A 23901-nucleotide genomic window follows, 5' to 3' on the forward strand; every position below is an offset into this window, starting at 1 on the left:
AATATTGACAACAACCACCGTGAGAAGCGCCACTCCCGAGTGTGGCTCGCAAGTAGAAAAAACATGTAAAGAATACAATATATCGCCTGTAGGCAAAATTTCGCTTATTGAAGTCGCCTTTAAGTTACGGCTTAATGTAGTAGTGATCTTGTTAACAGATCTACAGGCCCGGACGAACCACCCCACCCCTCACAAATCGTCCCGGCCCACCCAGTCGCGAGCGTTCGATACCCTTCGAACGCTCGCAATTCTTTTTGGACCTGATCAAATACCGGTTTGAAGTGTCAGCGTTTGCACTTGGCCCGAGCCATACAAATTAGCCATATCATTTCCATACCGAAACCATACGTGTTCCATATCGCCGTTCAGCCGACCTTTTCGATGACCCGGATCACACAATCCCCTGCTTTCATTGGATTTTCCATCCGGTCGAACCGCAGATGCGCGAGCCCTTCCCCGCCAAACGTCGAATAAAGCACCCCCGCCTCCTTCCCCCCCACCGAGATCGCCGTTCCGCATTCGGGCGCCTGCCCCTCAACTTGCACGCGCACGAGCCCCTTGCGCAATTCGGTCTTGTGTTTCATCCGTGCCGTGATCTCCTGGCCCACATAGCAGCCTTTCCGGAAATCGACGCCATTGAGCCGCTCGAAGCCCATTTCGAGAATGTAGGCGTCATCCGCGACAAGCTCGGCGCCGGTCTCGGGAACACCATGCGCAATCCTGTGCGCCGTCCACATATCGGGTTCAAGCCCTGCAATACCGTCGAGAAACGCCCTTCCATCGCCAACCCAGGCTCGCCATCCGAGTGCCGCGGATCGCGGATCCGCGACGCTTCCCTCAGGTGCCTCACCAAGGCCCTGGACGACTTGGAGGTCGGTTGATCCGATGGTGACATCGGCGCGCAGCCGATACATGGCGAGACGCTGTGCAAGCGCCTGCGCGCGTTCGGCCTTCACATCGATCAGGAACTCCCCGTTCCTCCGGATCACGAAAAAGTCGAAGAGGTATTTTCCCTTCGGCGAAAGCAGCGCCGTGTAAACACAAGCGCCCTCCGCCATTCCCGCAATCCGATTGGTCACGAGATTCTCGAGGAACTTCTCCGCATCCGCCCCGCCGACAACCAGAACAGCCCGGTCTGCTGCAATCATTCCTTGCGTCATGTCTGCTCCCAATGCACTGCGCCAGGTCCGCGCAGTTCAACCGCCAGAAAACTGCATGCCATGGAGATCGGCATAGAGACCGCCGCGCGCAAGAAGCTCCTCGTGCCGCCCCATTTCCACGATACGGCCGCGATCCATCACGACGATGAGGTCCGAGTCGAGAACGGTCGCCAATCGGTGGGCGATGACCATCGTTGTCCGACCCTCGGATAGCCGCAGAAGCGCCTCCTGGATCTGGGCCTCGGACTCCGCGTCGAGTGCCGAGGTTGCCTCGTCGAGCAGGAGGATCGGCGCATCGCGGAGCATGGCCCGCGCAATCGAGATGCGCTGCCGCTCACCACCTGAGAATGCCTGCTCCGAGGGACGCACCATCGTGTCATATCCCTGCGGCAGAGCGCGGATGAACCCGTCGGCCGCGGCATCGCGCGCCGCTTTCTCGACTTCCTCTCGCGTGGCCCCTGGCCGACCGAACCCGATATTCTCCGCGACGGTCCCGCTCAGCAGGACTGTTTCCTGGCTGACCACGGCAATCTTGTCCCGAAGCGAGGGAAGCGTGAAGTCCCGCAGATCCACACCGTCGATGGAGATCGTGCCGGAATTTGGATCATAGAGCCGTGGCAGAAGGTTGAATACCGTGGATTTTCCCGCACCCGAACGCCCAATGAACGCGGTCTTCTTGCCTTGCGGAATTGTCAGCGAGATATTTTCCAGCGCCACGTGGCCGTCGGGGTAGGCAAAGGTCACATCCTCGAAATGCACCACGCCGTGCACTTTCTCGATCTCACGTGGACCACTTTCCACCCGGTTCTCCGCATCGAAAAGCGCATAGATGCGGTCCAGTGCCGCTCCACCCTGCATCATGTTGGCATAGGATCCGCCAATTCGTCGCACTGGCCCGGAGATGACAGCGAAGCCGGTCAGCAGACCGGTGAAATCGGCGATCGTGGTCGTGCCCGCGTTGATTCTGACCGCGACGACACCCAGCAGAACAGCCACCGCGATCCCGATGAGCAGTTCCATGAGCGGACTGACCCGCGCCCGCCACAGATACTGCCGGATCCTCAGCTCAAGAAGTTTCTCGAACACACCGTCCGCGCTCTGGGCAAGCGGCTTTTCCAGTCGATATGTGCGAGCCATGCGAATTCCCGAAAGGCTCTCGGTGACCTCCGAAGTCATCTTGCCGATCTGCGACTGGGTCTTTCTCGAAATCGAGCGAAGCTTGCGCCCGATGAGGTTCACCGGAACCAGGGCCATGGAAAAAATGGCGAGCACGATCAGCGTCAGTGTCCAATCGATGGAAAGCATCACACCGATGGCGACAATGATCGTGAGGATGTTGGTCAATCCACCCACATAGCCTCGCACGGCATTCCCGACCAAAGCGATATCGGCCGAAAACCGGGTGGCCAGCGCGGCGGGAGGTTCGCGCTGCAGACGCGCCAGATCGGCATCGACAAGCTTGGCGAACATGTGTGAGCGCAAGTCCGTTTCCATGCGCACCACAACCTTGTTCGAGATCGTATCCTTGAAATACTGGCCCACGGCATTCATCGACGTGAGAGCAATTACGGAGATTGGCCCCCACCAGATGACGTTTGAGCTCGTTTCCTCGAGCGCGGAGACAACCATCTGGATCACCTTCGCGTAAGCCCCGGATGCCGCAGCAACCATCATCGTCATGGCAATTGCCACCATCAGCCTGTAGCGGTATGGCGAAAGCCATTCATGCCAAAGCCGGATGTAGGGTCCAATTGACCAGGTATCTTTTTTCACGGGCTGAAGGCCTCGATCCACCATTCCACCATCAGAGCAGCCCCTTGCCTAGCATGGCGCGCAGGCCGCAACCACCGCGGAATTGCGCGGTGCCTCTGAGCGCCTTGGCATCAAACAGCCCCCAAACTACGAGGAGTCCCGCATCATGAGTCTCTCGTTCGGCCGTGATCTGGTCGCGATTCCCGGACCCTCGGTGATCCCAGACCGGGTTTTGAGCGCGATGCACCGAGCCTCCCCCAACATCTACGAGGGAGAGATCGTCGATCTGACGCTGTCGATCCTCGCGGACCTCGCACGGCTGGCAGAAACATCCGGCGATGCGGTCATGTATATCTGCAATGGCCACGGAGCGTGGGAAGCGGCGATCGCCAATACGCTGGCCCCGGGAGATACCGCGCTTGTTCTTGCGACCGGCCGGTTCGGGCTCGGATGGGCCGAGATGGCGCAGGCCATGGGCGTCGAGGTCGAGGTCATGGATTTCGGCTTTCGGGAGGCGGCCGACCCGGCCCGCCTCGAGAAGCGGCTCGCTGCGGACAAGAAACATCGCATCCGGGCGGTTCTGACCGTCCAGACCGATACGGCATCGTCGGTCACAAACGATATTCCCGCTCTGCGCCAGGCGATCGACGCGGCCAATCACCCGGCTCTCTTCATGGTCGATGCCATTGCCTGCTTTGGCTGCGAGCCGATGCGGATGGACGACTGGGGCGTCGACGTCATGGTTGCGGGGTGTCAGAAGGGGCTGATGACCCCGCCCGGTCTCGCATTCAATTTCGTCGGGCCGCGCGGCTATGATCGACGCAGACCGACTGGAAGCCTCTACTGGGATTGGCAACGGAGGATCAAGCCGGAGCTCTACTACCAGCGGTTCTGCGGCACGCCACCGACGCATCACCTCTTCGGCCTCCGCGAAGCTCTCGACATGATCGCGGAAGAAGGCATATCGAACACGCTTCTGCGCCATCGCCGTCAGGCGATGGCCATCTGGGCTGCCGTTGACGCCTGGGCAGTGGGCAGTGCTTTCGCACTGAACATCCTGGACCCGGCCGCTCGCAGTGCGGCGGTCACAACGATCCGGACGGGGCGCGGGGAAGCGCAGCGCCTGCGCGCCTGGTGCGAGACGAACGCGGGTCTGACACTCGGCCTTGGATTGCCGGCGTCCGGAAAGGGCGGGAGCGACCTTTTCAGGATCGGTCACATGGGTCACATGAACCCGCCGATGCTGCTTGGAACGCTTGCGACGATCGAAGCTGGACTTGTCGCCCTGGACATTCCCCACGGGGCGGGAGCGCTCGAGGCCGCCGCGCGAATGATTGCCAACGACCCCGGAAATACCGAAGATTAGGCGTCGAACACCAAAAATTTGGGTGTCCCAGCCTCATTGAGACGCTAGGTTGCGATGCCGTGAGAGGGAAACCTCTGCAACAGGACAATGGAGAACGAAGACATGAAAAGAACAATTGCTGCGTTGGGGCTCGTCATCGTCGGTGCCGCGGCCTGCACCAATAACCCGCAGACCAACCGTGACATCGAGTGCGGCGCAGGCGTCCTGGGCGGCGCAGCGGTCGGCGGCATCCTTGGCAATCAGATCGGCGGCGGCACGGGCCAGGATATCGCGACGGCGGTCGGTGCCGGCGCAGGCGCCGCAGCGGGCACCCGACTTCCGGCCTGCCAGTAAGGACACGAACGCCGGTGCCCCCGATCGGCACCGGCAAACTGGCCAACTCCATCAAACGGCCCGGATCCTGGAGATCCGGGCCGTTTTGATTTTCAGACGGTTTGGGTCTCTGTGGAATCCGGCGCTGTTTCCTTCACCTTCTGCCGGAAGAGCGACCGAACGGCGACGTAGAACATCGGCACGAAGAGCACACCAAGCACCGTTGCCGAGATGGTCCCCCCAAGCACACCAGATCCGATGGCATTGCGCCCTCCCGAACCCGCTCCGGAGGACAGGACCAGCGGCAGAACGCCGAGCGAGAATGCCATGGACGTCATGAGGATCGGACGGAAGCGCTGGCTTGCGGCATGAGAAACGGCCTCAAGAAGGGGTTCACCCGCATCCTGGCGCTCACGGGCGAATTCAACGATCAGGATCGCGTTCTTGCCGGTGAGGCCGATCACGGTGAGAAGCCCCACCTGGAAGAACACACCATTGTCGAAACCGCCTAGCCACGCTCCGACGAGCGCTCCCAGAACGCCAATGGGCATCGCGAGCATGACGGCGAAGGGGATGGCCCAACTTTCGTAGAGCGCGGCGAGGCAAAGGAAGACCACAGCAAGCGACATTGCGTAGAGCATTGGCGCCTGGCTGCCCGACTCCTGTTCCTCCAGGGAGAGACCTGTCCAAGACAGTGAGAAGCCCTCCGGAAGCTCGGAAACGATACGCTCCATCTCTGCGATCGCCTCGCCCGTTGTGACCCCTGGGGCCGGTGAGCCCTGGATCTGCATTGCCGGCACGCCGTTATAACGTGTGAGCCCCTGCGGCCCGAACTCCCAGTCCCCGCTTGAGAAGTTGGAAAAGGGAACCAGTTCGCCGGTCTCGTTACGGACCCGCCATTTCTCGATGTCCGATGGCCCCGATCGAGCGTCCGCCTCGCCCTGGACATAAACGCGCTTGATCCGCCCACGATCGATGAAGTCGTTCACGTAACTCCCCGCCCAGGCGACCTCTAGCAACTGCCCGACATCGGAGGCCGTCAACCCCATCGCCCCGGCGGCACGCCAGTCGATATCGAGCTTGTATTGCGCGGCATCTTCCAGCCCGTTTGGCCGCGCCGAAGCGATGAGCGGGCTCTGCGCTGCCATGCCCAGCACCATATTGCGCGCTTCAAGAAGCTGTTCGTGAGTCTGACCGCCACGGGCCTGCAGATAGAAATCAAAGCCCGAAACGTTTCCGAGTTCGATCACCGATGGCGGCACGATCGGGAACACCATCGCATCGCGGATCCCCATCATTGCGGGGAAAGCACGTGCGGCGATCGCCTGAACGCTCTGATCCGGGCGCGTGCGCTCTTCCCAGTCCTTCAGCCGAACAAAGGCGATCCCCATGTTCTGGCCCTGACCGGCAAAGCTGAAGCCCACCACGCCGAACATGGAGGAAACGTTCTCCGCCTCGTTGTCGAGGAAGTGGTCCTCGACCTGCTTCACGACATCGAGGGTGCGCTCCGCCGTGGCGCCGGTCGGGGCCTGGATGAAGACGAACATGATGCCCTGATCCTCGTCAGGCAGGAACCCTGTCGGGGTCTTGACGAAGAGCCAGCCCATCAATCCCGCGAGCACGAGATAGATCAGGCCGATGCGCAGGGGACGGCGGATGATCCAGTTGACGCTGGAAGCATAGCCCCGCTCCGTGCGGCTGAACCCGGCGTTGAACCATCCGAAGGGTCCCCGCCTTGCATGGTGGACATCACGGTTTCGCAGAAGAGTGGCGCAAAGCGCGGGCGTGAGTGTCAGCGCCACGAGCACCGACAATGCCATAGCCGAAACGATTGTGATCGAGAATTGCTGGTAGATGACCCCTGTCGACCCACCAAAGAAGGCCATCGGCACGAAGACCGCCGAAAGCACCATTGCAATGCCAACGAGCGCCCCGGTGATCTGCCCCATGGACTTTCGGGTGGCCCCGCGCGGGCTGAGCCCCTCCTCCTCCATGATCCGCTCGACGTTCTCGACCACGACGATCGCGTCGTCCACAAGGAGACCGATCGCAAGCACCATGGCAAGCATGGTCAGCGTGTTGATCGAAAACCCGAATGCCGCCAGAACCCCGAAGGTGCCGAGCAGGACGACCGGAACCGCCAATGTCGGAATGAGTGTAGCTCGGAGATTCTGAAGAAAGAGCAGCATCACGAGGAAGACGAGCACGATGGCTTCAAACAGCGTGTGCACAACCTCCTCGATCGAGATTTCGACGAAAGGCGTTGTGTCGTAGGGAATGGTGTAGACCACACCTTCCGGGAAGAACTGCGAAAACTCCTCGATCCGCTCCTTGATCCGCTCGGCCGTGTCGAGGGCGTTTGCCCCGGACGCAAGGCGGATCGCCATACCCGCTGCCGGCTGGCGGACATAACGCGAAATCGTGCTGTAATTCTCTGCACCGATCTCGACCCGCGCGACATCCTTCAACAGGACGAGGCCGCCATCCGTCTCGGCGCGGAGCACGATCTGCTCGAAATCCTGGGGCGTGGACAGAAGCGATTGCGCCGTGACCGTCGCGTTCAGCATCTGCCCTTCGGCCGAGGGAAGCGCGCCGAACGACCCAGCCGAGATCTGTGCGTTCTGCGCACCCACCGCGTTGACGACATCCGAAGGCGCCAGTTCGTAGGCGGCGAGCTTCGATGGATCAAGCCAGATGCGCATCGCATAGGGCGAGCCAAAAACCTGAACATCCCCCACGCCCTCGATACGGCTGAATTCGTCGACCAGATTCGAGTTCAGATAATCCGAAAGGTCGACCTGCTCGAGACGTCCGTCTTCCGAGATGAGCGCGATCACCATGAGGAATCCGGCAGAGGATTTCTCGACCGTAACACCCTGCCGTTGCACGGTTTCCGGAAGAAGCGCCGTTGCCTGGGCAAGCTTGTTCTGGACCTGAACCTGCGCGATGTCCGGGTCGGTTCCGGTTTCGAAGGTGAGCGTGATCTGGGCCTGCCCCGCAGAGGTCGAACTTGAGGAGATGTAGCGCAGACCGTCGAGGCCGGTCATCTGCTGCTCGATGATCTGCGTCACCGTATTCTCGATGGTCTCAGCCGATGCGCCTGGATAGTTCGCACTCACCTGCACAGAAGGGGGCGCGATCTCGGGATACTGCGACACCGGCAAGGAGATGATCGAGAGCAGACCAGCTCCCATGATGATGATCGAGATCACCCAGGCAAAGATCGGCCTGTCGATGAAGAAACGTGCCATGAAAGGCCCTCCGATGTGATCCCGATCAGTTCTGTTCGAGTTCGGCCGATTCCTGGCCATCTTCGGGAGCGGCGCGCTCCTCCGGAACAACAGTGGCGCCCGGGCCCGTCTTCTGAAGTCCTTCGACAATGACCCTGTCACCTGCCGAGAGGCCTTCACTCACGATCCAGTTGTGGCCTTGGTCCCGCAGAATGGTCAGTTCGCGTGTCTCCACGACGTTGTCCTCGTTGACCACCCAGGCAATCGGACGGCCCCGGTTGTCGCGGGTCACGCCTTCCTGGGGCGCAAGGATCGCGTCTTCGAGCAAGGCTTGCGGCATTTCGACCTGCACATACATTCCGGGCAGCAGCAGCTCGTCGGGATTGGCGAATTCAAGGCGAAGAAGAACGACGCCGGTCAACTCGTTCACGTGGGGTTCGGCGACGGTCAGTTCGCCCGTTTCCTCGTAGGTCGTGCCATCGGCAAGCGTTAGGGCAACGGTCGTATCCGCCTCGCCCAATTCCTCATGCGTTCTGCCCCGGCGCCACTGTATGAGTTCGGCGGCGGATTGCGTCACATCCACATAGACCGGATCAAGCGCGCGGATCGTCGCGAGTGGCTCGGCCTGACCAGCCGTCACGAGGGCACCCTGTGTCGTAAGTGTGCGCCCCACCGTGCCGGACAACGGCGCGCGAATGGTCGTGCGGTCAAGATCGATCTGGGCTGAAAGAAGCTGCGCCTCCGCGACCTTGAGTGCCGCGGCAGCGGCATCACGGCTCGACACGGCATCATCCACGTCCTGCTCACTCACCACGTTGCGCTCACGCAGTGACTGCATGCGCTCCGCCTCCTTCTTGGCGGCACCGAGCGTAGCTTGCGCCTGTGCGACCGAGGCTTCTGCGGCAGCTTCGAGGGCTTCGTATGTCGCGGAGTCGATCCGGTAAAGCGCGTCGCCCACCTCGACCTCCGAGCCTTCTGCAAAAAGACGCTCCACGATGATGCCATCGACCTGCGGCCGCACCTCGGCCACCCCGGATGCCACCACGCGACCCGGCAGTGTCGATGTAAGCGTGACGTCCTGTGCCTCGACGGTCACCACGGTCACGGGAGACGGCGGCGGCCCTTCTCCGCCCTCTTGCGCGAGCAGAGGGGCAGCCGCAAAGAAGCAAGTGCCCGCAAGAATGCCGGATCGGATCCGGGCAGCCAGGGAAAGGTGCACCATAAGGGAAACTCCTGATCGGGCCCGATCGAACATGCGCGAGAGGCCGCCGGCGTGATTGCAGAAAAACCAGGGAGTTTTATAATGCGTTGCACAATTCGACTTCAACCCTTTTGATTGCTCGAGAAGAAAGGAAGCTGACAACCGCGATATGAATGCAAAATCGATATTTAGCGCCTGCACTTGCACTGAACCGTCCACCAACCGTCGGCGTGGACGTCCGCCCCCGATCGACCCCGGCGAGCGCAAGGATCTGATTCTCGATGCCATGGAACGGGTTCTGACACAGAAGGGCCTGCGCGGGGCAACCATGGCCGCGATTGCCTGCGAGGCGCGGATGTCCAAGCGCACGATCTATGAAGTTTTCGGCGACAGGGAAGCGCTGTTTACTGCCTGCGTGCGCCGCAGACGCGCCGATTTCATGAAACCGATTGAAGGCGACGACTGCGATCTGCCGCTGGAGGAAAGGCTGTGCAAGTTGCTTCGACCTCGCGGTAAAGAGCAGACCACACCCGCCTGTGTATTACGCGCCGTGATTGCGGAAGCCCCGGATCAGCCGGAAATGGCCCGCAGCTTTCTACGCGAGGGACCGATGGCAATTCAGGACGCGATCACTGAAGAGTTGGATCGTGCGGTTTCACGCGGCGAGATACGCATTCAGGACACGAAAGAGGCGGCGAGATTTCTAAGCAGTCTGGTGTTCTCGAATCCGATCGAGAAACTGGTAGCTCCCGAACTGCTCGAACAGACGGAGGCCCAGATCGAGGCCCGCGTTCGGCGCGGTGTCAAAATTTTTCTTGGCGGAATCGAGGCGGCAGGAGCCTGATTGCGCCCGCCGCCAAGAAGATCAATTTGATCGTTTCAACTCCGCGGCCTCGGATTGAAGGCCGCGCCAGATGCAGTAGCAAATGAGCACGCATACAATCGCAAACGGGAACCCGGTCGCAATTGCCAGAGCCTGAAGCGACGCCAGCCCGCCGCCAAGAAGCAACGCAATGGCAACCAGGCCTTCGAAGCTCGCCCAGAACACGCGTTGCGGTACGGGGGCATCGACCTTTCCGCCGGCGCAGATCGTATCGACAACGAGTGAACCCGAATCCGACGATGTCACGAAGAACACAAGAATTAGGATGATACCGACGATGGACGTGATCGTGCTGAGCGGCAACTGATCGAGCATCGCAAAGAGGGACAGTTCGGGCGTCCATTCCGTGATCGTATCCTGGACACCGGTATAGCCATCATTCACGAGCTGTCCGATCGCGGTGCCGCCGAACACACCCATCCAGATCAGGCACACGGCCGTCGGGATCAGCAGCACGCAAACGATGAACTCTCTCACCGTGCGCCCGCGTGAAACCCGGGCGATGAACATTCCAACGAAGGGCGACCAGGAAATCCACCAGGCCCAGTAGAATGTCGTCCAACCGTGGAAGAACCCATCATCCTCGCGGCCGATCCAGTTCGACAGCGCTGGCAGCTCCGTGACGTAACTCACGGCCCCATGCATCAACGATTGAATGACAAAAAACGGCGTGCCGGCAATGAAGATGAACACCAGCAGTCCGAAGGCCAGCACCATGTTGGCCTCGGACAGCACCTTCACCCCTCCATCAAGCCCGCGCACGACCGAAATGATCGCCGCGGCCGTGATCAGGAGGATCAGAAACACCGTGAAACTCACGCTAGGCTCGATCCCGAGCAGAAGCTGCATTCCGGCAGCAGCCTGCGACGCACCCAGTCCCAAGGACGTAGCCAATCCGGCAATCGTGGCCAAAGCCGCAAGAGTGTCGATGAGGTGGCCCGGCCACCCCCAGATCCGTTCACCGAGGACGGGGTAGAACGCCGAGCGGATCGTGAGCGGAAGCCCCTTGTTGTAGCAGAACAGCGCAAGGCCAAGGGATACGACGGCATATCCCGCCCATGGATGGAGACCAAAGTGGAAAATCGTCGCGGCCAACCCCAGATCCGCGGCGGATCGCACTGCATCCGCATCGCGAAGCACTCCATCCGCGTCAAGAAGCCCGTCCCGACCTAGCGGTGGTGTCAGGGAGTGATTCAGCGGTTCCAGAACGCCGTAAAAAACAAGCCCGATGCCCATACCGGCAGCGAAAAGCATCGCGAACCAACTTGTATAGGAATAGTCCGGCACCGCGTCTGGCCCGCCAATTCGGATCCGCCCATAAGGCGAAACCACCAGCACGAGACAGAACAGCACGAAAATGTTCATCGAAATCATGAACACCCAGTCGAAACTGGTGGTAAGCCATTCCCGCAGCCCCTCGAAACCATTGGCAGCGGTTTCGCTGAAGATCAGACAGAACAGCACCAGTGCGATAACGGAAAGCGCAGTGATACCAAATACGGGATTGTGGATGTCGATGCCGATCGGCCCGACTTTCATCTCGATGTTATCCTGACCGATCTCATAATCGGTTTCGATCAGGTCGGTGGTACCATCCGGCGAAATATCTTCGCTCATTCGTTCTACCCCTCACCCATTACATTCTCCGGAGAGGGTAACGCCCATAACTCTGAGGGCAAGGCTCAACCCGTGTTGGGAGGAGCATAACACGACAGAATGGTCTGCTTGGGCGCGCCCGGCTTTTGCCGAGCAACGCAGGATCAAGAAAAGATCAAAGGGATGAGAACCCGGGCCAACACTCCGTTGTTCTATTATCTTGGTTTGCCCGGTTTCCTGGATCTCTCGACGCGATTGCGTAGATTAAGCTCTCTGGCAGAAAGATCCGTTTCTTGGCATCTAGGAAGCTGCCAAGCGCCGCTCCAGCACGGCTCTAACACGCGGATCCTCAACCAATCGTTCAGGATGCCAAAGCCGCAGAGCATCCCGCGACGTGAGTTTCTCACCAGTTGCTTCGTGTACGATTTCGGTCAGACAAGGTCCCTCCATCGGGTCCATACCCCGCGCAACGAGACGTTCGTTGATGCGGGCATCCGTCGCGAAAACGACGATAGCGCGTTCATTCATTATATCCTCCCCAGAATCAACGGCCACGCCGCAACATAACTCTACTTTCGGTTTATCCAAAGCTTGAAGCCGGGCGGGCCGGCAACAAAATGCCGAAAGACACCCCGCTTCTCGCAATATTACAAAGCTTCATCCGTGAAATTGCCAATATCTTTTCCCTCGTGAGTTTAGCCATACTCGCATCAAACCCGGCCGGTTTCATATAGTTATCAATTTCATGGCGACCATCTCATATCAGCAATAAGCGGATTTTCGCTTAGTTCCATAGTTTACATTGAAATCGACCCAAATTTGAAAAAGAGCAATTGCTCAATCGTTAAGCGACCATTCAGTATTTTGGATTCGCTCACTTGCCCAAGGAAATCTCGTCCTGCGAAGTCGTGTCTGGTTTGCGTCTTGGCCTGCATCGAACCGCCGGCTATATCTCCGCCCTGGATGAACCGAAGCCCGGCAAGGTGTGACGAATGCGCAAGGCGACAGTAAGCCGCAAGACGAATGAGACCGAGCTTTCGGTCAGTATCGATCTCGACGGAACGGGCAGACACCGCAACGCAACGGGCGTCGGCTTCTTCGATCACATGCTCGATCAGATCGCGCGACATGCAATGATCGATCTCGAGATTTCGGCGACAGGTGATCTGCATATCGATGATCACCACACCGTAGAGGATGTCGGGATCGCTTTCGGCCGCGCGCTACAGAAAGCCCTCGGAGACAAGGCAGGGATCCGACGCTATGGCTCATGCCTGCTCGCCATGGACGAAGCGCTTGTGCGCGCAGCACTCGATCTCAGCGGTCGCCCTTTTCTTGTCTGGAAAGTCGATCTGCCTGCGCCGAAGATCGGAACCTTTGATACCGAACTGGTTCGCGAGTTCTTCACGGCCGTTGCCATGAACGGTGGCATAACGCTGAACCTCGCCCGCCTTGGCGGGGAGAACAGCCATCACATCGCAGAAGCCACTTTCAAGGCCTTTGCCCGTGCATTGCGCGAGGCTGTTGAGCCGGACCCAAGATCGACGGGCATCCCATCTACCAAAGGGACGCTCTCGGAATGACCTGTGCAATCGTCGATTATTCCAGTGGCAACCTGCATTCCGCGGAGAAGAGCTTTCAGCGCATGGCGCGCGAAACCGATGCCGGCCCAGTTGTAGTCACGGCCGACCCGAATGTTGTACGCAAGGCCGATCGGATTGTTCTTCCAGGCGTAGGCGCCTTCGCGGATTGCCGCGCGGGGCTTCTCGCCGTCGAAGGAATGTATGAGGCAATCCGCGAACGGGTCATCGATGGAGGTGTGCCCTTCTTGGGTATCTGCGTCGGACAGCAACTCATGGCGAGTTGGGGTCGGGAGCATGGCGATACAGAAGGGTTTGGATGGATTCCAGGTGAAGTCGTTCAAATCACGCCCTCCGACCCTGCTTTCAAAATTCCCCATATGGGCTGGAATGCACTGGAGATCCTGGTGGATCATCCGGTTTTCGACGGGATATCGAGTGGCGAGCACGCGTATTTCGTACACTCCTATCACCTCCTGCCGGAAAACCGGGGGCATTTGCTCGCACGGGTCGACCACGCGGGAGAGGTGACGGCCGCCGTCGGGCGGGACAACATGGTCGGCACACAGTTTCACCCGGAGAAAAGCCAGCAGACCGGGCTTCGTCTCATAGCCAATTTCCTCGCGTGGCGGCCCTGATCAATTGCCACGCCGCGCTCTCAAGGACTTGATGGCCAAGCCCATCAGCCGGAGAAGTTCAGTCCGTTCGGCTTGAGTCATTTCTTCCAGCGCTGCACGGTTCTGAGCGTGCGCCGCCTCGGTCGCAAGGGCTTCGAGGGAACGCGCCAAATCGGTCAGCCAGATTTGCTGCACACGCCCGTCGTCGGGGTGCGGCCGACGAGTAATCAGGCCATCACGTTCCATCCGCGCCAAGGTGTTTGCCAGTGTCGCCTGTTCGACATCGATCCGTTCGACAAGATCCCTCTGGCTCAGACCATCGGTTTCCCACAACTCCAGCAACGCCGGAAGCTGTCCGGGCGCGAGCCCAAGTGGACGTATGCGACCCGCCAACCCATTCGCGAAAAGCCGTGCCAAATGGTTCGCGAGATAGCCTGCTGATGTTGCCTTGTCGAATTTCATGCCCCCAAGTGTCCAACCGCTGCAACTCTGCAATGTCATGTATGAGACTGCAGTTCCGAGGGTGAATCCGCAGGATCGTCATTCATCGCAGGCTCAGAACCCGTGATTGAGCGCCTCCATAGCGGCCAGGGCTCCCGTTTCCTCCGCAATGGCCCACTTTTCGGTCTCGCTGACTTCGCGATGGAATGTGTCGGCCCCGAACGTCTCTTCCTGCCGGAACTTTTCTAAAGCCATCGCTATGACCCGGCTTCGATAGGTCATGAGCGCGAATTCGGCGGCTTGCAGTCGATCACTCAATTGCATTCCAGCCCTGCGCCTCTGCTCGATTGCTTCACAGCTCCAGAGCATGTCCCGACTGTAATGCGCAAGATCCCGGTTCCAAGCCTGGCTGCGATAGAAGAGACACGGATCGCGCTGCTGCGCCCGTCCAAACTCGCTGTCCCCCGAAGGCCCCTCCAATCCTGTTGAATGCGCAGGCCCGACGGTCAGGAGCGCCATCGCAAGGACACCGAAAATTCTGATGAAAAATGCCTGCATGAGACTTCCATCCTTTCATGACAATCCGGGCGCACGCGCAGGCTTCGCGAACCCGCACGCGGGCAGATGTCTCAAATTCACCTATAATTCTTCTCAATTTCTTAATTTATCTGTCACAAAACTGTAGCATATATCACATGCCGGACCAAGCGACCCTTCCTTAGTTGGTCCTGGTGTCCGGAAGTTTCAGCACACAAAAGAGCTGCTCGCACTTATGCGCCAGCACTTATTGTTGCCTCTTCTGAAGCTTACGGCTTGAAGACAGTTGGAAATTTCAGAGGGCCAGGAGCGAAAGCTCCCTCTCGACTACACAGCTATGGCCCGAACGCCGTGGTTTCATGCGCTCGGGCCATAGCTTTCAGAGATCAACAGAAGAGATCGTGACAGGTTTCGAGGGCCGAAACGAGCTTATCGACCTCTTTCCGCGTGTTGTAGAGGCCAAAGGAAGCCCGACAGGTCGCCGTGACGCCCAAATGTTCCATAAGTGGCTGCGCACAATGATGGCCAGCCCGAACGGCGATGCCCTTCTGATCAACCACTGTCGAAATGTCATGGGCGTGCGCCGGCCCATCCAGAGTGAAGGAGAAGATCGCCCCTTTCCCGGGCGCATTCCCCTGGATGTTCAGCCAATTCAGCCCCTTGAAGCGCTGCATGGCATAATCGCGCAAATCGGCTTCGTGCGCCGCAATGTTTTCCATGCCAAGGCCGCCCATGTAATCAAGCGCAGCGCCCAGGCCGATTGCCTGAACGATGCCGGGCGTTCCCGCCTCGAACTTCAATGGCGGATCGGCATAGCTCACATGGTCCTTGCTGACCTCGCGGATCATGTCGCCCCCGCCAAGGAACGGCTGCATCTCCGCATAGCGCTCCTTGCGAACGTAGAGCGCTCCGGATGCAGTGGGACCGTAAAGCTTGTGCCCAGTGATCGCGTAGAAATCGCACCCCAGTTCGGCAACGTTTACGGGCAAGTGTACGGCGGCTTGGGATCCGTCGACACATACCGCAACTCCGCGGTCGCGAGCCGCATCACAGATCCGTTTAACGTCCACGACGGTGCCCAACACGTTCGACATATGCGTTATGGCAATGAGCTTGGTGCGTGGCCCGATGGCCTCGATCACGCGTTCCGGATCCAAGGATCCATCATCCGCCGTATCAATCCATTTGAGGACCGCGCCCTGCCGCTCCCGAAGGAAGTGCCAGGGAATGATGTTGGCATGGTGCTCCATGACCGTGAGGAGGATCTCATCCCCAGGCTCAAGCTGTGGCCCGGCCCACGAACTGGCTACCAGGTTCAAGCCCATGGTGGACCCAGTGGTCAGAACGACTTCGTCAAGGTCAGCCGCACCAAGGAAGCTTCGGATCTTCTCTCTCGCCTCTTCAAACCGGTCGGTGGCCAAATTCGACAGGAAGTGCAAGCCGCGATGCACATTGGCATATTCCATGGAATATGCCTCCTGCATGGCATCAATCACCGCTTTGGGCTTTTGCGCAGACGCCCCGTTGTCGAGATAGACCAACGGAACTCCATGCACTTCTCGCGCGAGGATTGGAAAATCCCGGCGCACCGCTTCAACATCATACATCATCCGGCTCCTTCCAGGGGCGCACCGATGAAGGTGAGAACCAAGGCGATTCCGAAGAACAGCACCGCCATACTGAGGACAACGCCCCCCATCACCACAATCGGGTTCTGAAAGCCATGTAGTTCAGATACGAAACAGGCCATTGCCCAGATCACCCAGATAACGGCCGCGATAGACAGAAAGGTCGCAATAGGAGGCACGAGAACGATCGCCGCAATCTGAAGGGCCTGGATCAGCAGCATGACAAAATCGAGCCACACGACCGTCGCCAACGCGCCTGTTACGCTGCCCTTCCCGCCAAAGAACCGCCCCACATGAACGATCCCGCCGACGACGGCAGCCAGGACGCAGAGTTGGAACGCCGCACCAAGTAATGGGTTGGCGAGAACGAATGTGGTCGATGGGTCAAGCGCTCCCGGGCTGAGCCGAACGGCGATGAAAGCCAGAACCATCCCAATACAGGTGACCGCCAACGCGGCTTCGAGAAGCGCATCAAATCCCACCCGGACAGCAAGAACCTTTCGAGCGGCGTCTCTCGGCTGCAGAAGGCTCTCGAGGATCAATCTACCCCAGGTTTCCAACGCCATGCTCCCAGTTCGCCCAGATGCCACTATGGCCATTCTCTAGCGTCCCATCGCCTGTTTGGAATTTTCGATCAGGCTGCAACTTCGAACCCGATGACCAAGAGTGCGAAGGCTCCCCCCAAGACCACGAAGATCCTGACGGGACGCGCATTCGATGCAGCACCCAGATTGCCCGCAAGCAGCCAGAGCCAGCCGAGAAACCCAAAAGAGCTCAGGAAGTCGAGCGTTCCCTCGGGAAGAATGGGCGCCGCAGTGGCCATTGCTGACAGCAGAAGAGCGATTGGCCCTCCCAGGAGCACGGACCAGAAGAAAGCGGTCCGTATCGCTAGACCGCTTCCACCCAGAACAAGCTTGAGCGGAAATGTGAAAGCATAGGCCAGTATGGGAACGATGATGAGATAGCCGAAGATCCGTGACGACACGGCGGCACTCACGGCATCATCGACCGGCAGATCTGCGGCGGCTTCAAGTGCGCCCGGAATACTGGCGACGCACAGGAGACCGCAGCCTAGAAGCAAATGCAGGAGAGCACGGCCTTCGGCCAAGCCCATGGCGATCTGCTGTTGCATCGTCGCACCCGGCTTTGCGTAGCCACGCAGCATCTCTGCCACAAGGCTGCGCCTGGAGTCTGCCACTGCGGACGCTTCCGAAACGGGGCCTGCCTGCGCTTTCATTCCGCCTGCCTCTTCTCAGCCCCTGTGCCGCAGGAGCCAAGCCGCAAGACGTTCCCGCACACGGTCCGCGAAATCTTCGTTCTCGATCTCGGATATCGCTTCGTCCACGAACGCCAGCACGAGGAGTTCCTCGGCTTCTTCCTTCTGGAGCCCACGGGACCGCAGATAGAACAGCGAGGTCTCGTCGACGGCACCCGAGGTGGAACCATGAGAGCACGCCACATCGTCGGCATAGATCTCCAGTTCCGGTTTCGTAAGGAACTGGCTGTCGTCATCCAGCAGAAGGCTCTGGCTGATTTGGTAGCCATCGGTCTTCTGAGCGTCCGGCTTCACCAGGATCTTGCCCTGGAAGATGCCCGTCGCACCCGTCCTCAGGACCTTCTTGAAAACCTGCCGGCTCTCACAATCAACGGCATCATGGGTGATGAACACCGTGTCGTCGTGGCGGAAATCACCTTCACCGATGGAGGCACCAGCCACATGGGCAACCGCCTCATCGCCGGTGAGTTCGATCACGCATTCATTGCGCGTCAGCCGCCCGTTCATGCTCAGGGTGAAAGACTTGAAGGTTGATTCCTGGCCAAGCCGGGCAAATGCCCCTGTCCAGGCGTGTCTTTCGTGGTCCCGCCCCTGCGCGCGAACGTGGTGGAATGCACCGCCACCGGCAACATCCACCTCTAGAACGGAATTGAACCGCGCCGCAGCCGGTCCATCCTCCAGGATGGTGGCATCACCTTCTGCCTCGACACGGATCACATGCCGCACCATCGCGTCGGCCTGCTCGTTCTTACGCAGATAGACGAAGCTGATCGGCTTCGCGAGCTTGCCATGCACCCGGATCACGAACCCTTCGGTCGCACGCGCGGTATTGAGCGCGGCCATCGGGCGGACAACGGGAGCCTGCCCATTGCCTTCGAGAACGCCGAAGATGTCCTTCGCCCAGTGGATATCCGCCGCAAGCGCGTCCCGAAGCGGCTGAATATCAGCACCCGCAAGCTCCGGCGCGTCGGAAAGCTCAGGAGAGAATACGCCATCCACGAAGACGAACTCGACACGCTCCGCGTCCTCGAACAGCCGCTTTTCGTCCACTTCCAAGACAGACGCAGGCTGCGCCGGAACACATGTCAGCGCCGCTGGATCGGTGTATTTCCAGTATTCGTCGCGCCGAGAGGGCGCGCCCTCGCGGCGGATCAGTCCCTCGGCCTTCGCACGTGCCGCCTGCGCCCAGGCAGACTCACCGGAGGGTGCGGAAAAGACATCGAGCAATTGCCCGGCATCTTCAAGTTTACGTGTTGCCACAACCATTTACGCCACCGACTTTAGAATGTCCGCGTAACCGTTGTTTTCGACCTCAAGTGCGAGATCGGGTCCGCCGGATTTGATGATTTTGCCATCTGCCATGATGTGGACGACATCGGGAACGATATGATCCAGCAGGCGCTGGTAATGCGTAATGACGAGAAACGCGCGATCTTCCGAGCGCAGAGCGTTGACCCCGTCCGCGACAAGCCGCATCGCATCGACGTCGAGACCGGAATCCGTTTCGTCGAGAATGCACATCCGCGGCTGGAGAACCGCCATCTGAAGGATCTCGTTGCGCTTCTTCTCGCCGCCGGAAAAGCCGACATTGACAGGCCGCTTCAGCATTTCCTGATCGACATTGAGCGACTTCGCCTTCTCGCGGGTGAAGCGCAGGAATTCGGCCGCGTTCAGTTCTTCCTCGCCACGAGCCTTTCTCAGCGCGTTGAGAGCGGTGCGCAAGAAGGTCATGTTGCCGACGCCGGGGATCTCGACCGGATACTGGAACGCGAGAAAAAGCCCTTCGGCCGCGCGCTCTTCGGGCTCCATATCGAGAATATCTTCGCCATCGAGCGCAGCGGTCCCTTCCGTGACCTCATAGCCGTCACGGCCCGAGAGGACGTAGGAAAGCGTCGATTTGCCCGAACCGTTCGGGCCCATGATAGCGTGAACTTCGCCTGCCTTGACCTCGAGATCCACGCCCTTGAGGATAGCTTTATCCTCTTCTTCGAGTTTGGCATGCAGGTTGCTTATTTTCAGCATTTTCTTCCTCTTGTCATTCTAGGACCGGCTCAATCCGCGCGTTTCGCGGCCCGCGCCTCATCCAGTGCAGGATGCCGGTCGAAAGTGTGTGGCGCATCGGGATCATCGGTTCGGTACCACCCGAGCAGTTTCGCGATCCAGTTGTGCGCATAGTGAAAGATCGTGACGAAGACCGCCGTCTTGAGTGCGGCTTCAACCAGCGCAGCGGTATTCGTCACATTTGGACCGCCGAACACGAGGCTCGACAGGTAATTCAGGACGAAAAAGATCACGCCCGCGATGATTGAAGCACCCAGGAATTGCATCATACCCTCTCTATCGTCACTGATGTTCCGGACGCCGACACCATCAGCATCGACTCGCCCACCACTTCGTAATCCAGGTCGATACCCACAACCGCGTTGCCACCCAGACGCGACGCGCGATGCTGCAACTCCTGCATCGCCGTTTCCCGCGCCTCCTGCAGGCTGCGTTCATACGCCGACGACCGCCCGCCGACGATATCGCGAATGCCGGCAAACAGATCGCGAAACACGTTCGCGCCCAGTATGGCCTCGCCCACCGCGATCCCGTGATACGCGGTGATCCTGTGGCCTTCGACGGTGTTCGTTGTGGTTACGATCATGATGCAACTCCCCGGGCAGCCGCGCGGCCTCCGGAGAGCGCATTTGACGCTCCGTTCAGGCCGGCTCGCGCAGAACCATCGTTTCCACGACGCGCCGCGTGAACGGAAGCAGACCGTCCGGACCGGACGCGCGATCCTTCATGTGGATCGAGATATCCGGCCGTCTCGAAGCAATCACTCCGACCAGATCCCCACGGACCGAGTCGTCGAGCCCTGCACCGATCACGACGCATGCAATGCCCGGCTCCGTCTCCAGCTGCTGTATGACCTCGGCCCTGTCGTGTGCGCCCAGCCAGCGAATCGGCATGTTTTCCAAAGCCTTCGCCACGTCGCCAATCACGCCCGGCAACCGCCCGACCAGCAGTACCACAGGTTTCATGTTTTCCTCCCATGCGTGTTTGCACGGGATATTGTCGCAGAATTGCCATGATCACACCACACGCACCTGGAACTATGGCCCGGCTTAGCCCACCGAACCTTCCAAGCTGATCGCAACCAGCTTCTGGGCTTCCATCGCAAACTCCATCGGCAGCGCCTGAAGAACCTCGCGACAGAACCCGTTGACCACGAGCGCAACGGCTTCCTCTTCGTCCATGCCGCGTTGACGGCAGTAGAAAAGCTGATCGTCATCCACCTTCGAGGTCGTCGCCTCATGCTCCACACGGCTCGAGTGGTTCCTGCACTCGATGTAGGGAACGGTATGCGCCCCGCACTTGTCGCCGATCAGAAGGCTGTCGCATTGGGTATAATTGCGGCTGTTCTTTGCCTTCGGGTGCATCGAAACGAGCCCGCGATAGGTGTTCTGCGCCACACCCGCGCTGATCCCCTTGGAAACAATGCGGCTTCGGGTGTTCTTGCCCAGGTGAACCATTTTGGTGCCGGTATCGGCCTGCTGATGGTTGTTCGCGATTGCGATCGAGTAGAACTCCCCCTGGCTCTCGTTGCCGCGCAGGATGCAGGAGGGATACTTCCAGGTTACGGCCGAACCTGTTTCGACCTGGGTCCACATCACCTTCGAGCGATCGCCGCGACAATCAGCACGTTTCGTCACGAAGTTGTAGATCCCGCCCTTCCCGTTCTCATCACCGGGATACCAGTTCTGAACCGTCGAGTATTTTACTTCCGCATCTTCAAGCGCCACGATCTCGACGACCGCAGCATGAAGCTGGTTCTCGTCACGCATCGGCGCGGTGCATCCCTCGAGATACGAGACATATGCGCCCTTGTCGGCAATGATCAGCGTGCGCTCGAACTGACCGGTGTTTTCCGCGTTGATGCGGAAATAGGTCGACAGCTCCATCGGGCAGCGCACACCGGGCGGCACGTAGACGAACGAACCATCGGAAAAGACCGCTGAGTTCAGCGTTGCGTAGAAGTTGTCGCTCTGCGGCACGACCGAGCCGAGATACTTCTTCACCAGTTCAGGGTGCTCGCGAACGGCTTCCGAGATCGAGCAGAAGATCACGCCGGCCTTCGCCAGTTCCGCCTTGAAGGTGGTGCCGACCGAGACGCTGTCGAAGACCGCATCAACCGCAACCCGGCGCTCGTCGCCGCGTGCTTCGGCGGGCGCACCTTCCGCCCCCTCGACACCTGCAAGGATCATCTGCTCCTTCAGAGGAATGCCGAGTTTCTCATAGGTCGCAAGCAGTTCCGGATCGACTTCATCAAGTGACTTCGGTTTGACCTTCATGCTCGCAGGGCGCGCGTAGTAATACTGCTCCTGGAAGTCGATCTTGGGGTAGTGAACCATGGCCCATTCCGGCTCGGTCATCTTCACCCAGCGACGGTACGCCTCAAGCCGCCATTCCTTGAGCCACTCCGGCTCTTCGTTTTTCTCGGAAATCAGCGCGACGATGTCTTCGTTCAGGCCCTTCGGGGCATATTCCATGTCGATTTCGGTCGAGAAGCCATACTTGTAGCGCTCACCGACCGACCGGACTGCATCAACGGTTTCCTGGTCAACGCCTTCCTTGACGTTCGTCTCGTCCTGCAATTGCATGCTTTTTGCCTTCCTATTGTACCGTAGTGCCTCAGGCAGCCTTCTGCCGAAAGCGCCGGTAGTGCTTTCCCCATGTCCCGGCAAAGGCCAGAACATCTTCATTCGTCGTTTCAGGTCCGATCGAGACCCTGATCGCGCTTTCCGCGACCCGCTCCTCAAATCCCATGGCCTTGAGCACGCGACTCGCCCGCACCTTTCCACTCGAACAGGCTGATCCAGCAGAAATCGCGAAGCCGCTGAGATCCATCTGCATGACCTGGGTTTCGCCCTTCCACCCAGGCGCCGCCACGCAAGTCGTGTTTGGCAGCCTGCCCGTATCCCTTGCTACGAAGATAATATCCGGAGCCTCAGCTTCCAGTGCCTGTTCCAGCATATCCCGTCGAGACTCGACCTCTTCCCAGATCCCGTCAGAAAGATCGCGAGAGGCAGCTTCCGCGGCGGCACCAAAACCGGCAATCGCAGCGACATTCTCAGTCCCGGCTCTACGGCCCATCTCCTGTCCGCCGCCGCGCATCTGCGCAGCCACATCCGTTCCGCGTTTCAGCAGCAGCGCACCCACACCCTTCGGTCCACCAAACTTGTGCGCTGACAGGATTGCACGCTGCGCGCCCGACCAATCGAATGCGAAAGGCTTCTTTCCGGCAATTTGCACAGCGTCGACAAAACCCAGTCCCTCAGGGAGCCGCTGGACCACCCCTGTTTCGGAATTGGCCGCCTGCAGTGCGGTCTGGTCAGCTTGCGCCACGGTCACCTTGCCCGATCCATCCACCGGAAGATCGGCTCGTATCCACGCCAGAACCGCATCATGCTCGACCTCTGCGCCCACAGGGTCCCATCCCGCGAGCCCCAAAGCCGCGGCCTCGGATGCGCCAGACGTGAATACGATGTCCGCGGCCTGTGCACCAAAGGCCTCCGCCACTTGCCCACGCGCCCGTTCGATGATGGCCCGGGCCCGGCGTCCCTCGCCGTGTACTGACGAAGGATTTCCCGGCAGATCCAGCGCCGCGATCATGGCGTCACGTGCCTCCGGCCGGAGCGGTGCCGTCGCGTTGTGATCGAGATAAACCCTGTTCCTCATGCGCCGGTATCAAGCTCTGGCGGATCAGCGGTCAGCTCATCCGCTTCCCGGGCCGTGCCCAGCCCCTCATCGATGACTGAGACGAAACTCGGCACGGCCGGACAAGGCGCCAGGTGATCCTCGACAATGTCACCGAGGCGCGTCTGATGAAGAAGAACATAGACGTTCGCCGACAGCTGTTCCCAGAACTTGTCGGCCAGAATCTGTTCCCGCGTGCCGCTCGACGCGCCGGAGGCGGAGGCCCCACGTGCAAGCGCATCCATGTTCTCGTCGACCGCCGTCAGAATATCTGCAATCCGGATGTTCTCGATGGGCCGCGCGAGCCGATACCCACCACCGGGCCCGCGAACCGATTCGACCAGTTCCGCACGCCGCAGTTTCACGAAGAGCTGCTCGAGATATGCCAGGGATATATCCTGACGTTCGGCAATCTCAGCCAGCGAAATGAGCCGCCCGGGGCCCTGTGCCGCAAGGTCGGTCAGGGCAATCATGGCATATCTGCCCTTGGTGCTCAGTTTCATTTCGGACCTCCGGGTCTCGATGACAGTGTTGACGGTTCCGCCCCGACCCCTTAACAGCAAGCGGGCCCGGTTTCGCC

24 protein-coding genes are annotated in these 23901 nt (G+C 59.7%); 5 read left to right on the plus strand and 19 right to left on the minus strand.

Going from position 1 to position 23901, the window contains the following annotated elements; genetic code table 11:
• Window positions 1–365 precede the first annotated feature (365 nt).
• Both ACP15W_RS14555 and ACP15W_RS14560 read right to left on the minus strand, forming a co-directional pair.
• Window positions 366–1160, minus strand: coding sequence for a YgfZ/GcvT domain-containing protein (locus ACP15W_RS14555; RefSeq protein ID WP_424933633.1), 795 nt, complete (start codon window positions 1158–1160; stop codon window positions 366–368).
• 36 nt (window positions 1161–1196) lie between these two features.
• Complete coding sequence (locus tag ACP15W_RS14560) at window positions 1197–2933, minus strand: ABC transporter ATP-binding protein (RefSeq protein ID WP_424933634.1); 1737 nt, start codon at window positions 2931–2933, stop codon at window positions 1197–1199.
• A gap of 145 nt (window positions 2934–3078) precedes the next feature.
• Here ACP15W_RS14560 and ACP15W_RS14565 point away from each other — a divergent pair, with 145 nt between their 5' ends.
• Complete coding sequence (locus ACP15W_RS14565) at window positions 3079–4278, plus strand: pyridoxal-phosphate-dependent aminotransferase family protein (protein ID WP_424933635.1); 1200 nt, start codon at window positions 3079–3081, stop codon at window positions 4276–4278.
• A 102-nt stretch (window positions 4279–4380) separates the two neighbouring features.
• A complete protein-coding gene (locus ACP15W_RS14570) occupies window positions 4381–4611 on the plus strand; it encodes a glycine zipper 2TM domain-containing protein (protein ID WP_424933636.1) in 231 nt (76 codons plus the stop codon).
• A 92-nt stretch (window positions 4612–4703) separates the two neighbouring features.
• Here the strand turns inward: ACP15W_RS14570 and ACP15W_RS14575 are convergent, their stop codons facing one another.
• Window positions 4704–7841 carry an efflux RND transporter permease subunit gene (locus tag ACP15W_RS14575; protein ID WP_424933637.1) on the minus strand — a complete coding sequence of 1046 codons (3138 nt, stop codon included), beginning with the start codon at window positions 7839–7841 and terminating at the stop codon, window positions 4704–4706.
• 25 nt (window positions 7842–7866) lie between these two features.
• A complete protein-coding gene (locus tag ACP15W_RS14580) occupies window positions 7867–9042 on the minus strand; it encodes an efflux RND transporter periplasmic adaptor subunit (protein WP_424933638.1) in 1176 nt (391 codons plus the stop codon).
• Window positions 9043–9190: 148 nt separating this feature from the next.
• Between ACP15W_RS14580 and ACP15W_RS14585 the strand changes: the two genes are divergently transcribed.
• The gene (locus ACP15W_RS14585; protein ID WP_424933639.1) at window positions 9191–9865 is read left to right on the plus strand and encodes a TetR/AcrR family transcriptional regulator; all 675 of its coding nucleotides are present in this window, start codon (window positions 9191–9193) and stop codon (window positions 9863–9865) included.
• Window positions 9866–9886: 21 nt separating this feature from the next.
• Here the strand turns inward: ACP15W_RS14585 and ACP15W_RS14590 are convergent, their stop codons facing one another.
• Together ACP15W_RS14590 and ACP15W_RS14595 are read right to left on the minus strand one after the other, a co-directional pair.
• Window positions 9887–11521: a BCCT family transporter gene (locus tag ACP15W_RS14590; RefSeq protein ID WP_424933640.1), complete on the minus strand. Its 1635-nt coding sequence runs from the start codon at window positions 11519–11521 to the stop codon at window positions 9887–9889.
• A 279-nt stretch (window positions 11522–11800) separates the two neighbouring features.
• On the minus strand, window positions 11801–12028 hold the full coding sequence (locus tag ACP15W_RS14595; RefSeq protein ID WP_424933641.1) for a hypothetical protein: 228 nt from the start codon (window positions 12026–12028) through the stop codon (window positions 11801–11803).
• 464 nt (window positions 12029–12492) lie between these two features.
• Between ACP15W_RS14595 and hisB the strand changes: the two genes are divergently transcribed.
• Together hisB and hisH are read left to right on the plus strand one after the other, a co-directional pair.
• Window positions 12493–13083: an imidazoleglycerol-phosphate dehydratase HisB gene (gene hisB, locus ACP15W_RS14600; RefSeq protein ID WP_424933642.1), complete on the plus strand. Its 591-nt coding sequence runs from the start codon at window positions 12493–12495 to the stop codon at window positions 13081–13083.
• A complete protein-coding gene (gene hisH / locus ACP15W_RS14605) occupies window positions 13080–13718 on the plus strand; it encodes an imidazole glycerol phosphate synthase subunit HisH (RefSeq protein ID WP_424933643.1) in 639 nt (212 codons plus the stop codon). Before hisB ends, hisH begins: the two co-directional genes overlap by 4 nt.
• Here the strand turns inward: hisH and ACP15W_RS14610 are convergent, their stop codons facing one another.
• The 13 genes from ACP15W_RS14610 to ACP15W_RS14670 all read right to left on the minus strand — a co-directional run bounded on the left by ACP15W_RS14610 (window position 13719) and on the right by ACP15W_RS14670 (window position 23824).
• Entirely contained in the window at window positions 13719–14159 is a 441-nt protein-coding gene (locus ACP15W_RS14610; RefSeq protein ID WP_424933644.1) for a MarR family winged helix-turn-helix transcriptional regulator, read from the minus strand.
• Window positions 14160–14252: 93 nt separating this feature from the next.
• Window positions 14253–14696, minus strand: coding sequence for a hypothetical protein (locus ACP15W_RS14615; RefSeq protein WP_424933645.1), 444 nt, complete (start codon window positions 14694–14696; stop codon window positions 14253–14255).
• A 365-nt stretch (window positions 14697–15061) separates the two neighbouring features.
• The gene (locus ACP15W_RS14620) at window positions 15062–16282 is read right to left on the minus strand and encodes a cysteine desulfurase (protein WP_424933754.1); all 1221 of its coding nucleotides are present in this window, start codon (window positions 16280–16282) and stop codon (window positions 15062–15064) included.
• Window positions 16282–16863: a Yip1 family protein gene (locus ACP15W_RS14625; RefSeq protein ID WP_424933646.1), complete on the minus strand. Its 582-nt coding sequence runs from the start codon at window positions 16861–16863 to the stop codon at window positions 16282–16284. The genes ACP15W_RS14620 and ACP15W_RS14625 overlap by 1 nt, the downstream gene beginning before the upstream one ends.
• Window positions 16864–16937: 74 nt before the next feature.
• Window positions 16938–17501: a hypothetical protein gene (locus ACP15W_RS14630; protein WP_424933647.1), complete on the minus strand. Its 564-nt coding sequence runs from the start codon at window positions 17499–17501 to the stop codon at window positions 16938–16940.
• 54 nt (window positions 17502–17555) lie between these two features.
• Window positions 17556–18845: a SufB/SufD family protein gene (locus tag ACP15W_RS14635; protein ID WP_424933648.1), complete on the minus strand. Its 1290-nt coding sequence runs from the start codon at window positions 18843–18845 to the stop codon at window positions 17556–17558.
• Window positions 18846–19601: a Fe-S cluster assembly ATPase SufC gene (sufC, locus tag ACP15W_RS14640; protein ID WP_424933649.1), complete on the minus strand. Its 756-nt coding sequence runs from the start codon at window positions 19599–19601 to the stop codon at window positions 18846–18848.
• A gap of 29 nt (window positions 19602–19630) precedes the next feature.
• Window positions 19631–19909 carry a hypothetical protein gene (locus ACP15W_RS14645; protein WP_424933650.1) on the minus strand — a complete coding sequence of 93 codons (279 nt, stop codon included), beginning with the start codon at window positions 19907–19909 and terminating at the stop codon, window positions 19631–19633.
• Entirely contained in the window at window positions 19906–20226 is a 321-nt protein-coding gene (locus tag ACP15W_RS14650) for a heavy metal-binding domain-containing protein (RefSeq protein WP_424933651.1), read from the minus strand. Before ACP15W_RS14650 ends, ACP15W_RS14645 begins: the two co-directional genes overlap by 4 nt.
• Before the next feature lie 55 nt (window positions 20227–20281).
• Window positions 20282–20605: a hypothetical protein gene (locus ACP15W_RS14655; RefSeq protein ID WP_424933652.1), complete on the minus strand. Its 324-nt coding sequence runs from the start codon at window positions 20603–20605 to the stop codon at window positions 20282–20284.
• 84 nt (window positions 20606–20689) lie between these two features.
• Window positions 20690–22225 carry a Fe-S cluster assembly protein SufB gene (gene sufB, locus ACP15W_RS14660; RefSeq protein WP_424933653.1) on the minus strand — a complete coding sequence of 512 codons (1536 nt, stop codon included), beginning with the start codon at window positions 22223–22225 and terminating at the stop codon, window positions 20690–20692.
• 31 nt (window positions 22226–22256) lie between these two features.
• Complete coding sequence (locus ACP15W_RS14665; RefSeq protein ID WP_424933654.1) at window positions 22257–23303, minus strand: cysteine desulfurase family protein; 1047 nt, start codon at window positions 23301–23303, stop codon at window positions 22257–22259.
• Window positions 23300–23824, minus strand: a complete 525-nt coding sequence (locus ACP15W_RS14670; RefSeq protein ID WP_424933655.1) for an Rrf2 family transcriptional regulator — start codon at window positions 23822–23824, stop codon at window positions 23300–23302. Before ACP15W_RS14670 ends, ACP15W_RS14665 begins: the two co-directional genes overlap by 4 nt.
• Window positions 23825–23901: the final 77 nt, after the last annotated feature.

Origin of the sequence: Amaricoccus macauensis (assembly GCF_049800915.1) — a bacterium.
GTDB classification, from domain to species: domain Bacteria; phylum Pseudomonadota; class Alphaproteobacteria; order Rhodobacterales; family Rhodobacteraceae; genus Amaricoccus; species Amaricoccus macauensis_A.

Excerpts from the sequence above, each read along its gene's own strand:
- ACP15W_RS14615 (WP_424933645.1), bottom strand. The coding sequence starts at position 14,696 with ATGCAGGCATTTTTCATCAGAATTTTCGGTGTCCTTGCGATGGCGCTC.
- ACP15W_RS14655 (WP_424933652.1), bottom strand. The coding sequence starts at position 20,605 with ATGAAACCTGTGGTACTGCTGGTCGGGCGGTTGCCGGGCGTGATTGGC.
- ACP15W_RS14565 (WP_424933635.1), top strand. The coding sequence starts at position 3,079 with ATGAGTCTCTCGTTCGGCCGTGATCTGGTCGCGATTCCCGGACCCTCG.
- ACP15W_RS14665 (WP_424933654.1), bottom strand. The coding sequence starts at position 23,303 with ATGAGGAACAGGGTTTATCTCGATCACAACGCGACGGCACCGCTCCGG.
- sufB (WP_424933653.1), bottom strand. The coding sequence starts at position 22,225 with ATGCAATTGCAGGACGAGACGAACGTCAAGGAAGGCGTTGACCAGGAA.
- ACP15W_RS14555 (WP_424933633.1), bottom strand. The coding sequence starts at position 1,160 with ATGACGCAAGGAATGATTGCAGCAGACCGGGCTGTTCTGGTTGTCGGC.
- ACP15W_RS14635 (WP_424933648.1), bottom strand. The coding sequence starts at position 18,845 with ATGGTTGTGGCAACACGTAAACTTGAAGATGCCGGGCAATTGCTCGAT.
- ACP15W_RS14570 (WP_424933636.1), top strand. The coding sequence starts at position 4,381 with ATGAAAAGAACAATTGCTGCGTTGGGGCTCGTCATCGTCGGTGCCGCG.
- ACP15W_RS14580 (WP_424933638.1), bottom strand. The coding sequence starts at position 9,042 with ATGGTGCACCTTTCCCTGGCTGCCCGGATCCGATCCGGCATTCTTGCG.
- ACP15W_RS14575 (WP_424933637.1), bottom strand. The coding sequence starts at position 7,841 with ATGGCACGTTTCTTCATCGACAGGCCGATCTTTGCCTGGGTGATCTCG.
- ACP15W_RS14645 (WP_424933650.1), bottom strand. The coding sequence starts at position 19,909 with ATGATGCAATTCCTGGGTGCTTCAATCATCGCGGGCGTGATCTTTTTC.
- ACP15W_RS14595 (WP_424933641.1), bottom strand. The coding sequence starts at position 12,028 with ATGAATGAACGCGCTATCGTCGTTTTCGCGACGGATGCCCGCATCAAC.
- hisB (WP_424933642.1), top strand. The coding sequence starts at position 12,493 with ATGCGCAAGGCGACAGTAAGCCGCAAGACGAATGAGACCGAGCTTTCG.
- ACP15W_RS14585 (WP_424933639.1), top strand. The coding sequence starts at position 9,191 with ATGAATGCAAAATCGATATTTAGCGCCTGCACTTGCACTGAACCGTCC.
- ACP15W_RS14620 (WP_424933754.1), bottom strand. The coding sequence starts at position 16,282 with ATGTATGATGTTGAAGCGGTGCGCCGGGATTTTCCAATCCTCGCGCGA.
- hisH (WP_424933643.1), top strand. The coding sequence starts at position 13,080 with ATGACCTGTGCAATCGTCGATTATTCCAGTGGCAACCTGCATTCCGCG.
- ACP15W_RS14590 (WP_424933640.1), bottom strand. The coding sequence starts at position 11,521 with ATGAGCGAAGATATTTCGCCGGATGGTACCACCGACCTGATCGAAACC.
- ACP15W_RS14610 (WP_424933644.1), bottom strand. The coding sequence starts at position 14,159 with ATGAAATTCGACAAGGCAACATCAGCAGGCTATCTCGCGAACCATTTG.
- ACP15W_RS14670 (WP_424933655.1), bottom strand. The coding sequence starts at position 23,824 with ATGAAACTGAGCACCAAGGGCAGATATGCCATGATTGCCCTGACCGAC.
- sufC (WP_424933649.1), bottom strand. The coding sequence starts at position 19,601 with ATGCTGAAAATAAGCAACCTGCATGCCAAACTCGAAGAAGAGGATAAA.
- ACP15W_RS14650 (WP_424933651.1), bottom strand. The coding sequence starts at position 20,226 with ATGATCGTAACCACAACGAACACCGTCGAAGGCCACAGGATCACCGCG.